Origin of the sequence: Akkermansia muciniphila ATCC BAA-835, assembly GCF_000020225.1 — a bacterium.
GTDB classification, from domain to species: Bacteria; Verrucomicrobiota; Verrucomicrobiia; order Verrucomicrobiales; family Akkermansiaceae; genus Akkermansia; species Akkermansia muciniphila.
On sequence record NC_010655.1, the window covers coordinates 611,011 to 624,736 of the forward strand.

The 13,726-nt window shown below is 58.7% G+C and carries 13 protein-coding genes; 10 read left to right on the forward strand and 3 right to left on the reverse strand.

Going from position 1 to position 13,726, the window contains the following annotated elements:
* The first annotated feature begins 3 nt into the window (after positions 1-3).
* Positions 4-864, forward strand: a complete 861-nt coding sequence (locus AMUC_RS02840; RefSeq protein WP_143245903.1) for a hypothetical protein — start codon at positions 4-6, stop codon at positions 862-864.
* Positions 865-922: 58 nt separating this feature from the next.
* Here AMUC_RS02840 and AMUC_RS02845 read toward each other — a convergent pair whose 3' ends face one another.
* Positions 923-1,798, reverse strand: coding sequence for an alpha/beta hydrolase (locus AMUC_RS02845; protein ID WP_012419572.1), 876 nt, complete (start codon positions 1,796-1,798; stop codon positions 923-925).
* A 65-nt stretch (positions 1,799-1,863) separates the two neighbouring features.
* On the opposite strand from AMUC_RS02845, the gene AMUC_RS02850 reads away from it, so the two are divergent.
* The 8 genes from AMUC_RS02850 (at position 1,864) to cysE (ending at position 8,809) form a co-directional block, all read left to right on the forward strand.
* Positions 1,864-2,796 (forward strand): hypothetical protein, encoded by a 933-nt coding sequence (locus AMUC_RS02850; protein WP_012419573.1) that lies wholly within the window; start codon positions 1,864-1,866, stop codon positions 2,794-2,796.
* Positions 2,797-2,844: 48 nt separating this feature from the next.
* On the forward strand, positions 2,845-3,393 hold the full coding sequence (locus tag AMUC_RS02855; protein WP_012419574.1) for an HdeD family acid-resistance protein: 549 nt from the start codon (positions 2,845-2,847) through the stop codon (positions 3,391-3,393).
* Between the two features lie 14 nt (positions 3,394-3,407).
* On the forward strand, positions 3,408-4,187 hold the full coding sequence (locus AMUC_RS02860) for a HesA/MoeB/ThiF family protein (protein ID WP_012419575.1): 780 nt from the start codon (positions 3,408-3,410) through the stop codon (positions 4,185-4,187).
* 36 nt (positions 4,188-4,223) lie between these two features.
* Positions 4,224-5,195: a KpsF/GutQ family sugar-phosphate isomerase gene (locus AMUC_RS02865; protein WP_012419576.1), complete on the forward strand. Its 972-nt coding sequence runs from the start codon at positions 4,224-4,226 to the stop codon at positions 5,193-5,195.
* 114 nt (positions 5,196-5,309) lie between these two features.
* Positions 5,310-6,095 (forward strand): YdjY domain-containing protein, encoded by a 786-nt coding sequence (locus tag AMUC_RS02870; protein ID WP_012419577.1) that lies wholly within the window; start codon positions 5,310-5,312, stop codon positions 6,093-6,095.
* Positions 6,096-6,101: 6 nt separating this feature from the next.
* Positions 6,102-7,280 carry a prenyltransferase/squalene oxidase repeat-containing protein gene (locus AMUC_RS02875; RefSeq protein ID WP_012419578.1) on the forward strand — a complete coding sequence of 393 codons (1,179 nt, stop codon included), beginning with the start codon at positions 6,102-6,104 and terminating at the stop codon, positions 7,278-7,280.
* 125 nt (positions 7,281-7,405) lie between these two features.
* Complete coding sequence (locus tag AMUC_RS02880) at positions 7,406-7,870, forward strand: DoxX family protein (protein ID WP_012419579.1); 465 nt, start codon at positions 7,406-7,408, stop codon at positions 7,868-7,870.
* 111 nt (positions 7,871-7,981) lie between these two features.
* Positions 7,982-8,809, forward strand: coding sequence for a serine O-acetyltransferase (gene cysE, locus AMUC_RS02885; protein WP_042447624.1), 828 nt, complete (start codon positions 7,982-7,984; stop codon positions 8,807-8,809).
* Between the two features lie 209 nt (positions 8,810-9,018).
* On the opposite strand, the gene AMUC_RS02890 is transcribed toward cysE, so the two are convergent.
* Positions 9,019-10,302, reverse strand: a complete 1,284-nt coding sequence (locus tag AMUC_RS02890) for a glutamate-5-semialdehyde dehydrogenase (protein WP_233420565.1) — start codon at positions 10,300-10,302, stop codon at positions 9,019-9,021.
* Positions 10,286-11,071, reverse strand: a complete 786-nt coding sequence (proB, locus tag AMUC_RS02895) for a glutamate 5-kinase (RefSeq protein ID WP_012419582.1) — start codon at positions 11,069-11,071, stop codon at positions 10,286-10,288. The genes AMUC_RS02890 and proB overlap by 17 nt, the downstream gene beginning before the upstream one ends.
* Before the next feature lie 439 nt (positions 11,072-11,510).
* Between proB and tkt the strand changes: the two genes are divergently transcribed.
* Complete coding sequence (tkt, locus tag AMUC_RS02905) at positions 11,511-13,514, forward strand: transketolase (RefSeq protein WP_042447629.1); 2,004 nt, start codon at positions 11,511-11,513, stop codon at positions 13,512-13,514.
* Positions 13,515-13,726: the final 212 nt, after the last annotated feature.

Sequence of the window (13,726 nt, forward strand, 5' to 3'; positions counted from 1 at the left end):
TCCATGGCTTCCGACGCAGCTCCGACTGCCATTCCCGCGCCGAAGCCCGAGGCCCCAAGGCAGGCAATTGAACAATTCCTGGGGCTTACCGCCATCTGGATGCTGGAAATGGAATGGACCCACGCCTATGCCAATAAAACGCCCAAGGCGGAGGATTTCCGGAATGCCATGCTGGCGGCGGGCCTTCAGCAATGCCCCGCGGACTTTCAGGAAGCATGGCTGCGGCAAACGGCCAGGCCGGGCCGCAATTACGCGGCTCCCGTCCTGCGCAAGTACGGCGTCAGGCTGAAAGACCTCAGGGAAAGGCTCCAGGGCAAACTGTTCAAAATCAACCCTCGGGTGCATCCGCCCATTCCCCTTTACGACGAAGATGAACAAATTCCACGCATGGATCCGCGCACATGCGGAGACCCCAAGGCTATCCTGGAAGCCCTGGCCGCCCTGCGCGCCCAGATCATGGGCCTCACCCCGGGCCAGCTGGCCCGGGCCAGACAGTCCATTGAACGGGTTATGCTGGAATTCACGCTGGCGTACATGGAAACCGCCATCTGCATGGATACTGCGGGCATCCGGGAAAGCCAGGTCAGGGAACTGTTCGCCTCCATCAGAACAGAAGGATGCCCGGAAGACTTCCGGCGCGCCTGGCAGCACGACCTGCCTTTCTTTCTCAAAGGCCGCTTCACGGGACTGGAACTGACTCTCTCTGCCGTCTGTAAAAAATACGGCGCCGACGAGCAGGAACTCTTTCTCAAGGTGCGACGGAAAATGAAGGAATGGGATATCCAGCCGCCTACGCCGCAGACGCAGGACGCCTTCCGCCGGGACATGCGGGAAATCCGGGAAAACATGCTGGGAGGCAGATAGGAAACAGCCTTTTTGCATGCAACGCCTTCCGGGAACCTTCCCGGATATCAGGCCAAGGTCACCCCAGCAGCCCGGTGTCCATTCCTTCGTTATATTCCCAAATTCCCTGCTCCACCATAAACGCGCTCCAGCTATTGAGCAGTTGTTCAAAATAGGCGGCATTCACATTGAAATGGTAAAATGTGTGGTCCGCCACGTCCAGAAGTTCAAATCGGGAACGGTTCTTCTTTTTTCTCCACAGCTCCGCCAGCCTCTCGCTGTTGCGCCACGGCAGAAGCCTGTCCCTTCCTCCATGACTCGCAAACAGGGGAGGCAGCCCCCTCTGCACGCGCCGCAGGGGGTTGACGGCATCCCTCTGGTCCGGAGGCATCATGCCGCCCAGCTTAAAAGCGGATTGCGCCGTCAGGTCGCACACGCCTCGGAACAGGGCCACGGCGGCGGGGCCGGGAGGAAGGGGAGCCTTTTTGCGGAACAGGGACCAGCGGGCGGGATGATCCGGAAGGGCCACATGCAGAGCCATCAGCCCTCCGGCATCACTTCCCGCCACAGTAATGCGGGCCGGGTCCAGCCCCAGCAGAGCGGCGTTCCCATGCAGCCAGGCCCAGGCTTCCCTGCCCTCTTCCAGAATGTCCATCGGCTCCACTTCATAATCGCCGCGTGTGCGGAACATGGGTATAATGCCTGCAATACCCTGCTGGGCAAGATGGAGCGCCCACGGCACAAAATCCCCCAGGCTCTTGCCCACCCACATGCCGCCGTGGAAAAAGAGCACGGAAGGAGCGGCGGCTTCCGCCCGGTGGCCGGGGGGAAAAAAGACATACGCCATCAGCTCCTCTCCGTCTGAAAACCGCCTCCACACAAAGCCGGGCTGTTCCCGCAACAGTTTCCTGTACCGGGCTTCCGCCAAATGATCGGCTTCCGTGAACAATTCCATAAGAACGGCTTCATGATGCAATTGTGTTGCACTCCGCGCAAGTTTGATGTCTAAATAATCGTGTAATGACTTTCCGTTCCATTTTCTCCCTGGCCTGCTGCGCCGCAGCCCTTCTTTCTCCCGCTTCCGCAGCCCCCCGCCCCGGAGACGCCAAACTGAGAGACGACCTGGACGTGGCTTATAATACATGGCGTCTGCATCTGCTGCGCGGCAATTATGACGGCTGGAGATCCACAACCTCCGCCTACCGCCAGGTGAAAGTGCGCAATCTGGCCGTCTCGGAAAAACGCCCCTTTCCCGCTTCCCTGTTCCGGCAGCCCATGGCACCTCCTGCGCTCGCTCCGCTGATGTACGTAGGTTCCGTCGTAAACGGCCCCACGGCCGCAGCCACCTACTACGGCAAGGTGGATCTGGGGCTGGGCCAGGAACCCACGGATTCGAACGCCCTGGTGCTGCTGTTCACTCATGAAAACGGCAAATGGAAATATGACCAGGCGCGCTTTTTCAACCTCACCCGCCTGCCCGCCGTCAAAGAACGCCTCAAACGCGGAGACGCCTCCGTGCTGATGGAGCAGGACGGGTTCCAGCCCCTTGGGAAAATTCCCGCCGTGCCGCCTGTCTGCCCGCCGCCCAAATACATCGCAAAAATTCTGGTGGACTGTCCCGGCCGCACCGTCCAGGCGAACGTAAACAATATTTCCCTGCATGAATTTGACAACACCCGCCTGGCGGAAGTCATTTCCGGAGGACTGAGGGACGGGACCAACTCACTCACACTGAACTTTTCCGACAGCCCGAACGGCAAAAAAGGCGCCGTACTCGTGGAAGTGTACATCATGCCGGAAATCCCGGGCCACCTGCCCGCCAGGGCTTTTTCCTACTTCGTCCCCCCCCAGGCGCAACCCAAAAGCGGCCCTGTGCTGATTAACGTCACTCCGGAATTGCTGAAGACCATGGAACCGAAGAATTCTTCCCCGAAGGCAGCCGCCGGCAAATAAAATCGTCATTCTTCAACGTTTCCGTTGCGGGCCCGGTCATACCGCCATATGACAACTCAACCTCAAGTCAGCAGCTCCGCGGTATCCGGCAACTCATGGTGGATGGGAATCCTTGGCGTCATCGAGCTATTTCTTGGCTTCATCGCCCTGGCCTCTCCCTGGATCGTCGGAGCCAGCTTCATTTGGGTAATCGGCATCATGCTGATGGTTCTGGCCGTCGTCCGGCTGATCCAGGTCTTCACCGTCCCTTCCTCCCGTGGGTGGAACCTGGTGACGGCCATCCTGTACGGCATCGCCGGCTGGTTTCTGTTCCGGGACCCCAATATTTCCCTGGCTATCACCACGCTCATCATCGGGTGGGGCCTGGTTATTGCCGCCGTATTTCAGGGAGCCATCTGGCTTCAAACCCGTTCCCTGCCTGCCAGCGGGTGGCGGCTGTTCAACGTGATCATCACGCTGATCCTGGGCCTCATGGTCATCTTCGGCTGGCCTGAATCCACGGCCTGGTTCGTAGGTACTCTGATCGCAGTGGAACTGATCTTCTCCGGGTGGACGCTGCTCCTGTATGCATTCAGCGGCAATTCCGCCCGCCGTTAATCCCAGTGACAACAATGACCCTCACCCAGGAAGAAACCGAACGGTACGCCAGGCATCTTTCCCTTCCGGAACTGGGAGAACAGGGCCAATACAAACTCAAACGGGCGCATGTCGCCCTGACGGGCCTCGGGGGGCTTGGCTCCCCGGCGGCCCTTTATCTTGCTGCCGCAGGCGTGGGGCGCCTGACCCTGATTGACCCGGACGAGGTGTGTCTTTCCAACCTCCAGCGGCAAATCCTGCATGCCACGGATGCGGCGGGAACGGCTAAAACCGCCAGCGCCGCCAGACGCCTGTACGCCCTGAACCCCTCCGTACGCATCAACACGGTCCACAGGCGCCTTACGCCGGAAAATGCCGTTTCCCTGCTGGAAGGGTGCGACCTGGTTCTGGACGCTTCAGACAATTACGCGGCACGCTTCGCCATGGCGGATGCCGCCTGCACCCTGCGCATTCCGCTGGTGTACGGCGCCGTGAAGGGCTTTATCGGGCAGGTGGCCGTTTTCGCCCCCCATCAGGGAACCGCCTGTTACCGCTGCCTCTTCCCGGCAGATACGCCCATGCAGGAAAAAGACACCGCCTCCGCCGCAGGCATTCTGGGTGCGCATGCGGGCATCATCGGCTGCATCCAGGCCATGGAAGCCCTGAAATATCTTGCGGGCATTCCCTCTCCGCTGGTGGGCGCCATGCTCTCTGCGGACACGCGGCGCATGCGCTTCACCACCATCCCTCTGGCGCCTAATCCCGCGTGCAGATGCCGGACTAACGAGGGGTGCGGAGCCGCAATGAAAAATTGACGGCGACGGCGGCATCTGGCATCATTTCCGGCAGGTATGAATCATTTAACACGCGCCAAATCCGTTTTTGAAATGGAGATTGAAGAGCTGCGCGGCGTCCTGTCCCGGCTGGACGACAATTTCAACAAGGCTGTGGACCTCATGTCCCAGGCTCTGGACCGCGGCAACAAGATCGTCATTGTAGGCGTAGGCAAATCCGGCAACATCGGGGCCAAGATCGTCGCTACCCTGAACTCTACGGGAACGCCCACCGTTTTGCTGGATTCCCTGAACGCCCTGCACGGGGATCTGGGCATCGTCCAGGACGGGGACGTCTGCATTGCCATGTCTTTCTCCGGAGAAACTTCGGAGCTGCTGACCCTGCTCCCCTTCATCAAGCGTTTTGAACTGCCCATCATTTCCATGACGGGCAACACGGGCTCATCCCTGGCCAAATACTCGGATATCGTTCTGGACACAGGCGTTTCCCGGGAAGCCTGCCCGCTGAACCTGGCCCCTACTTCCAGCACCACGGCCATGCTGGTCATGGGAGACGCCCTCGCCATGGCCCTGGTGGAAGCGCGCCACTTCACCGCGCGGGACTTCGCCAAACGCCACCCCGGCGGTTCGCTGGGGCGTGCCCTGCTCACCCGGGTGAGCGATATCATGCGCCGTGGAGAAGAAATGGCCATGCTTCCGGAAACCGCCTCCGTGAACGACTGCCTGAAGGCGATGACCACAGCCCACGCCGGTGCCTGCGTCCTGCTGACGGAGGACCGCAAGCTGGCCGGCATCTTCACCCACGGAGACTTTGTCCGGGCATACGGGGCGAACCCTCTCATCGGAGAACAGCCCGTCAGCGGGTTCATGACCCGCAATCCCATTTATGTCATGGAAGACGACCTGGCCGCTGAAGCGGCGAAAGCCGTGAGCAACCGCCACATTGACGATCTGGTGGTGCTCAACGCGGAAATGGCCCCCGTGGGCATCATTGACCTCCAGGACCTTGCCAGGCTGAAACTGGTTTAAACCCTCCCTTTCCCATTCTTTCCAGGCATCCGTGATTCAAAAGTAACAAATCAATCACGGATGCCTTTTTCATTGAACAGAAGCTTCCGTTTCCACAATCTTGTTTTCATAAACATGTTCCTGAAATTTACCATCGCCCTGCTTGCCTGCACCTGGGGCTTTTCCTGCGCACAGGACATCTCCGGCCCGGAGGAAGATACCAATGCCCCCGCTGCCGAGGAAGCCACGCGGGAAGTCCCTCTTCCGGACGGGAAAACGGTTCCCAAATTTGAACCCCTGGATGAGCACCGCATCAAAATCGGCAATGTGATTGTCAACCATAAGGAGCGCACCGTCAGTTTTCAGGCTCAAGTCAACATGAAGGAAGGAATTCTGGAATACGTCTGCTGCATGCCCAACGGCAAGCTGCATGAATCCCTGTTGGTGACGGAGGCGGATCCCCTGCACATCAGCCTGGGAATGACGCTGCTCAAATTCCACCGCTTTGAAAAATTCTTCCCGGTGCGGGATGAAAATTTTGAATGGCTTCCCTTCACGGAACCCAAGCCGGAGGACTACGCAGACTCCTACGTGCAGATTGTCATGACCTATACGGAAAACGGCAGGGAACAGAAGAGCGATTTTTCCGACATCGTCGTGAATTCACAAACGCGGAAGGGACTGAATCCCAGCGACTGGCTTTACACCAATTCCTTCTTTTACGAAGGCGCCTACCAGGCCAGCCTGAGCGGAGAAGTAATCTCCATCTTCGCCAGCCGCACCTCCCCCATCAATTACATCGGAGACTTCCATGACGGCGTCAACGATACAGGCTGGATCGTCAACCCCCAAAAAAACCTGCCTCTGGGCACAAACGTCACTGTCACCATTTCCCAGAAACCGGTTCAACCCAAGCAATAGCATCCTATGTTCAAATCCGTACTTTCACTAACGCTGGCCGCCGCACTGGGCACAGCCTCCTTCGGGCAGACCACCCTGACGGCCATTCCCGGAGAAGCGGCAGCCGCCAAATACGCCTCCATTAGCCAGGAAATTCTGCGTGCCATTGAAAAAGGGAACGAATACCTGAAAAGCAAACAAAATCCGGAAGGTTACTGGGCCCAGCCGTCCTACCCTGCCCTGACAGCCCTGGCGGTCACCGCCTACATGCGGGACCCCGCCAACCAGGGGAAACCCGTCCCGGAATACATCCGGAAGGGGTATGACTTCATCCTGAAATCCCAGAAGGAAGACGGCTCCATTTTCAACCGCGGCATGTCCTCCTACAATACTGCCGTGTGCATGATGGCCCTGCTGGCCGCCAACAAGGAGGAATATGCCCCCGCCATTCTCAAGGGCCGCGCCTACCTCATCAAGCAGCAGAACCACTTTGCCCCGGACAACCCTTATAACGGCGGCATCGGCTATGGAGACAAGCAGGCTCCTCCCATTGCAGACCTCTCCAATACCTCCCTGGCGCTGGAAGCCATTTACTACTCCCAGAAACTCGCCAAAGACGGCAAGTACGGTGAACAGCCGGATCTGGACTGGAACGCCGCCACGGAATTCATCAACCGTTGCCAGCAAAACCCTGCCGTAAACAAGGAACCCTGGGTTTCCAATGACAAATCCCAGCTCGGCGGCTTCGTGTACCGTCCCGGCGTCTCCAGCGCCAGGGACAAAAAAAGCGCCGCCTTTGACAAAGCGGAGCCCCCCAAAGCTTACGGCAGCATGACGTATGCGGGCATGCAGTCCCTTATTTACGCCAATGTGGATAAAAACGACCCCCGCGTCAAGCTGGCCCTCAAGTGGCTGGAAAACAGCTACAGCCTGGACGAAAACCCCGGCATGGGCGTCCAGGGGCTTTACTACTACTATCAGGCTATGTCCAAGGCGCTCAGCGCCATGGGAATAGATACCCTGACGCTGGAAAACGGCCGCAAGGTGGACTGGCGGGATGAACTGGCCAACAAGCTCATTTCCATCCAGAAGAGCGACGGTTCCTGGGTGAACACCAACAACCGCTGGTGGGAGGCGGACCCCGTCCTGGTGACCTCCTACTGCGTGCTGGCGCTGGAACAGCTCTACCACTCCATTCCCCGGTAACGGACTGCCATGCTGATTTCCCGGGCCGGAAGGGGAGGCAATGACCTCCTTTTCCGGCCTTTTCCGTACCCGGAAATGAACGCCCCATGAAATAGAAGGGTCTTTTCTTCAATCACTTCAAATTCATGGACACCATTGATTCCATTACCATTATTGCAGCGGCATGGGGCCTGCTGGTTCTCCGGCTGACGCTGGCTTTTATCCTGTGGCCACACGGGACCCAGAAAGTGCTGGGCTGGTTCGGGGGCGCGGGCTGGGAGGGCACCTACCGGGCCTTCACGGAAAAAATGGGCATTCCCCCCTTTCTGGCCAAGGTGGCCATGCTGACGGAATTTTTCGCCCCTATCTGCCTGATACTGGGCGTATTCACCAGAATAGCGGCTCTCAGCGTTATCATCCTCATGGCCGTAGCCATAACCAAACACGTCAAAAACGGCTACTTTTCCAACTGGTCCGGCAAAAAAGCCGGGGAAGGCGTAGAATTCCACCTGCTTTATGCGGGCTCCGCTTTCGCCCTGTTCCTGACAGGCCCCGGCCCTTGGTCCGTGGACGCCTGGTGCATGAACATCGTGCATGTCATCTTCGGTTGACGGCGGCAGACAGCACACGGAAGGGCATAGAACATACTTTCCGATTCTCAAACCCGCCGTATTCTGGTATTTATGGAAAGGCTTTCTTTTGCCTCGTTAACCCTTTCCGCCATGACCAGCCATAAACGCTTAAAACTCCGGCAGTGCACCAACTGCGAATGCGTCATTAACGGAGTATGGGAATGGGTGGAGGAATGCGCCCGCAGCGCAGCGGCGGAAGAACCCGCCATGCGCGGTATTCTGGATGACGTCTGCCTGTCCCGCAATTCCCTGGCCACTTCCATCTCGGCGCGGCTGGCCCGCAAGCTCTCCCGCCGTGACATGCCGCGGGAGCTGATTGAGCCCCTTATCCGGGAAGCATTGACGGAAGACCAGAACATCCTCAGCCAAATCGCCCAGGACCTGATTGCCATCGTGGACCGGGATCCCGCCTGCCGTACGCCGCTGGAACCCCTGCTTTTTTACAAGGGATTCCACGCCATCACCACGTACCGCATCTCCCACTGGCTGTGGCAGCATGACCGGACAATCATGGCCCTTCAGTTCCAGAGCTTGGCCAGTGAAGTATTTGCGGTGGACATCCATCCGGCGGCCACCATCGGCTGCGGCATCCTGCTGGACCACGCCACCAGTTTCGTGGTAGGGGAAACCGCCATCATCCGGGACAACGTCTCCATCCTGCATGAAGTCACGCTGGGCGGCACGGGCAAGGAAGAAGGGGACCGCCATCCCATCGTGGAATCCGGAGTTCTTATCGGCGCGGGGGCTAAAATACTGGGGCGCGTCACCATTGGCGCCTGCGCCAAAATCGCAGCCAGCTCCGTCGTTCTGGAAAATGTCCCCCCCCATACCACGGTAGCGGGCGTACCCGCCGTTATCGTCAACGATTCCATTCCGGACAATCCCGCGCTGGACATGAACCAGTGCCTTTGCGACTGAACCGGCAACAGATTGGGAAGCCATCACTTACGGCAGAAAACAGGTTGAATCCGCAGCTCCGCCAAAATCAGCGGAAAAGGCAAGCCTTAAAAAGACCGGACTTGATACAATAGTTTCAACCCCAACTCGCCTGTATTTATAAAATGCTGATTTTCAATACTTGAAGCAAACCCGAATCCTGATTGGCCAATCTGACGGGCCGCGCCTGTTCAGGCACGGCTTTCCCCCGGAATCCGGGACGGCTCCTTCAGCTGCCCGTTTCCTTCAATAACATACTTGTAGGAAGTCAGTTCGCGCAGAGCCATGGGACCCCGGGCATGAAACTTGTCCGTGCCGATGCCTATCTCCGCCCCAAAGCCGAATTCCTCCCCGTCGCTGAACCGCGTGGAGCAATTATGGTAAACGCAGGCGCTGTCCACCCGGTTCATAAAATAATCGCGTGCCCGTTTATCCTCCGTAATGATGGAATCACTGTGGTGGGACCCGTAGCGGTTAATGTGTTCCACTGCATCCCGGACGCCGTCCACCACCTTGACGGACAAAATGAGGTCTTCATATTCCGTGGACCAATCCCTTTCTTCCGCCGGAACGGCCTCCTGACCAAAAAACGGGCGGCTCCGTTCACACACGCGGCATTCCACGCCACGCATGCGCATGCGTTCCGCCGCCATAGGCAAAAACCGCTCTGCCGCGGCAGCATCCACCAGCAGGGTTTCCGCCGCGTTGCAAACGCCGGGCCTCTGCGTTTTGGCATCGTCCAGCACGTTCACGGCCATCTCTAAATCCGCCGCCGCATCCACATACACATGGCAAATGCCGTCCAGATGTTTCAACACGGGAACTTTGGAGAACTCCGTCACGGCGCGGATCAACCCTTTCCCTCCCCTGGGAATAATTACATTCAAGCAGGAATCCAGCTCGCACAACTGCCGCACCTCATCCCGGCTGCCGGAATCCAGAAGCCGCACGGCATCCGCGGGAACAGCGGATTTCTCCAGCGCGCTGCGAAGAGTCTCCGCCAACACCCGGTTGGTCCGCAGGGACTCGCTCCCGCCGCGCAGAATGACGGCATTCCCGGACTTCAGGCACAAGGCGGCGGCATCGCAGGTGACGGTCCCTCGGCTCTCATAAATAAAGCCAATGACCCCCAGGGGAACGCGCACCTGGCGGATACGCAGGCCGTTGGGGCGTGTCCATTCCCGGATGCACTCTCCCACGGGGTCGGGAAGGGCTGCTACCTGCTCTATGCCGCAGGCCATGTGTTCTACCCGGTCCGGCGTCAGCAGAAGCCTGTCCAGAAACGCGGAATTCCGGCCACTCTTCCGGGCCTCTTCCATATCAAGGACATTCTCCCGGATAATTTTCTCTGCGGCGTTCCGCACTCCTGCGGCCATCAGCCGCAGGGCCTGAGCCTTCTCTTCCGGCTCCAGGGCAAGCATCTCCCGTGAAGCCGCCAGAGCGGCCCGCCCCGCCGGTTCAAGAGGATTTTCCATCTTCATGACTTCCTCCTTTCGGCACAAAATACGTTCCGGCTCCTTCCTCCCTTCCCTCCAGCAGCAGCGCAATGCGTTCCGGATGGCGGCCATGCAGCATGTAAACGCCCGTTCCCGCATTCACGGCTTCCCGTATGGCCTGCAATTTGGCGCCCATGCCTCCCATGGAAAAGCGGCCCCGGTCCTCCTCAGCGAATGCCAGTACGGCATCCACATCCTCCACCCGGGAAATGATGGCCTCCCGCCTTCCTCCGGGGGGATACAGGCCGTCCACGCTCGTCAGGATAAACAGAGCGTCGGCCTCCACCAGGCGGGCCATATGCACGGACAGGATATCGTTGTCCCCAAACTTCAGCTCCTCCACGGATACGGTATCATTCTCATTGATAATCGGGATAATGCCTCCGTGCTCAAATAGGCGCAACACCGTGGCCTGCACGTTGCGGCGGCGGAGTTTCAAATCCTCCGCCGTCAGCAGGAGCTGGGCCACATCCACGTTAAAGTGGTTGAAAAGATTTTCATATGCCTGCATCAGCCGCGTCTGCCCCACGGCCGCGCACGCCTGTTTCAAGGACAGTTCCTGAGGATAGGACGGAAGCCCCAGGACGGACACGCCGGCCCCTACAGCGCCGGAGCTGACCAGAACCACCTGGTGGCCCTGCTGCATGAGTCCCGCCAGGACGCTCACCAAATGCACAATGGAAGAACCGTCCAATGTCCCATTCTCACGGGTTAACACGCCCGTACCTACTTTAATTACGATTTTCATGTATCTCCGCCGTTCATGATACAACAATCCCTTTTTCCACAGAAAGCAGAAAACGCGTCCTTTCCGCGCTACCCCGTGAAAGCGCCGGCCGTAAAAAATGGAAGGAATTCCCCCTTCTTACTCCATAAGGATAAAAAAGATAATTCCCTCCGCCCGACCGGCTCCGGCGCGGATAAAATCCGCCATCCCGGCCAATATCTGGACAGCCATGAAAACCAGGGGAGGACAACACCGGGGAAAAGGACTGGAGCAGGCCGTGCGACATGTTTCCCCCCGGCTTTATTCCCTAAAGCTCCATGCATGCCGGTGAGCGTGCCGCAAAACCGGGAACGGCATGCGCGGCGCTTCCATCTTCAATGCTTTTCCCCGGTCCGGAACTGGTGCCGGAGACGCATTTTAGGCTTCCAATATGAAGCTGATCCGCTCATATTGCCCGGGCATGAATCTTGACCTTCTCCAAAAAGCCGCCAACCAGGCGCGGGGACTCGCCATGGATGCCGTTCACGACTGCGCATCCGGCCACCTGGGCCTGCCGCTGGGGTGCGCCGAAATCGGGGCCGTCCTGTTCGGCGATTTGCTCAACATCTGCCCTTCGCAGCCCCGCTGGCTCAACCGTGACCGCTTCATTCTTTCCGCCGGACACGGCTCCATGTTTCTTTACGGCTGGCTCCACCTGTCAGGATTCAACATCGGCATTGAAGATATCAAGAATTTCCGCCGCAAAGGTTCCATCACGCCCGGCCACCCGGAATTCCGGGATACGGAGGGTGTAGAATGCACCACGGGACCGTTGGGCCAGGGCATTGCGAACGCCGTAGGCTTCGCCCTCTCCGCCAGGCGCGCGGCTGCCCGGTTCAACAGGCCCGGCATGGATATCTTCACCCAGCACGTCTTCTGCCTCACGGGAGACGGCTGCCTGCAGGAAGGCGTCGCCCGGGAATCCCTCGCCCTGGCCGCCGTGCTCAAGCTGGATAACCTTATTCTCATTTACGATTCCAACGACATCACGCTGGACGCTCCCGCGGAACGCACCCAGCTCACAGATCCGCGCGCCGTATACGAAGCCCTGGGCTGGGATGTGCGCCAGATTGACGGGCACGATATCAGGGCCATTGAGTCAGCGGTTGAAGCCGCCAAAAACGCCAAAAACGGGAAACCCCAGCTCATCATTGCCAAAACGGTCATCGGCAAGGGCATTCCCGGCATTGAAGGCACCACAAAAGGCCATGGGGAAGGCGGAGCCAAGCTTCAGGAAGAAGCGCACGCCAACTGGGGAATTCCCGCCGGAGAACGCTATTACGTCTCCGAAGACGTCCGTACCGCTTTCGCAAACCTGAAAGCCCAACGGGAAAAAGATTTCAATGCCTGGAACGCCATGTATGAACAATGGCGCCGGGCTTATCCGGAACTGGCAGAGGAACTGGACGCAGGCATCAACGCCTGCTCCTGCGGCGTCAATCCGGCAGACTCGGACAAGGCAATACCGCCCTTCCCGCAGGACTATGGCGATGCTACCCGTTCGGCCGGAGCCGTTGCCATCAACGCCATCGCTAAAGCGAATCCCTGCTTCCTGACCACCAGCGCAGACCTTTACAGCTCCAATAAAAACTACCTTTCCGGCGCAGGAGACTTCTCTGCGGAAACCCCGGAAGGGCGCAACTTCTGGTTCGGCATCCGCGAACACGCCATGGCCGCCATCTGCAACGGCATTGCCTACGACGGCCTGTTCCGCGTAAGCGCCGCCACTTTCTGCGTCTTCGTAGACTACATGCGCGCCTCCATCCGTGTAGCCGCCCTCAGCGGACTCCCCGTCACCTATATTCTGACGCATGACTCCGTAGCCGTGGGAGAAGACGGCCCCACCCACCAGCCGGTGGAAACAATTTCCGGCCTCCGTGTCATTCCGAACCTGGATGTCATCCGCCCGGCGGACCCGGAAGAAACCGCAGGAGCCTGGATGGCCGCCATGCAGCGTGCCGACGGCCCTACCGCCCTCATCCTGACCCGTCAGAAAGTGGCTACGCTGAACGGAATCCCCGTTGAAACGCGCCGGGAAGGCGTGCTGAAAGGCGCCTACATCGCCCGGAAAGAACAGGGAGCCTTGAAAGCCATTATTCTTGCCAGCGGTTCCGAACTGGAACTGGCTCTGAAAGCGGCGGAAAAAACAGGGGAAGGAATCCGGGTCGTCTCCATGCCAAGCTTCTGCCGCTTTGACGCGCAGCCTGCCGAATACCGGGAAAGCGTGCTTCCCTCCTCCTGCATGAGGAGAGTTTCCGTAGAAGCCGGAGTCACGGACCTCTGGTGGAAATATCTGGGCTGCCAGGGGGAAGCCGTGGGCATCAACCGTTTCGGCTTCTCCGCTCCCGGAACACAGGTGCTGGAAGAACTCGGCATGAATGTGGACAACGTCGTTGCCGCCGTCCACAAGGTTCTGGCCAAATAAACAGGGAATATTTCCCCTCATCTCCTTTCAGGGGCTGTTCCGCATCCGCCGGGACAGCCCCTTTTTCATGCCTCCCCGGTTGCCAGGAAAAAGGCAAGGCCGTTTTCACGAAACACCAGTATCCGTAACGCAGGAACTATATCCTTTCCTGTGAAAATTCCGTTCGTTTCCCGTCCGGATTTCTCTAAATACAAGACCTCCGCACATCAGCT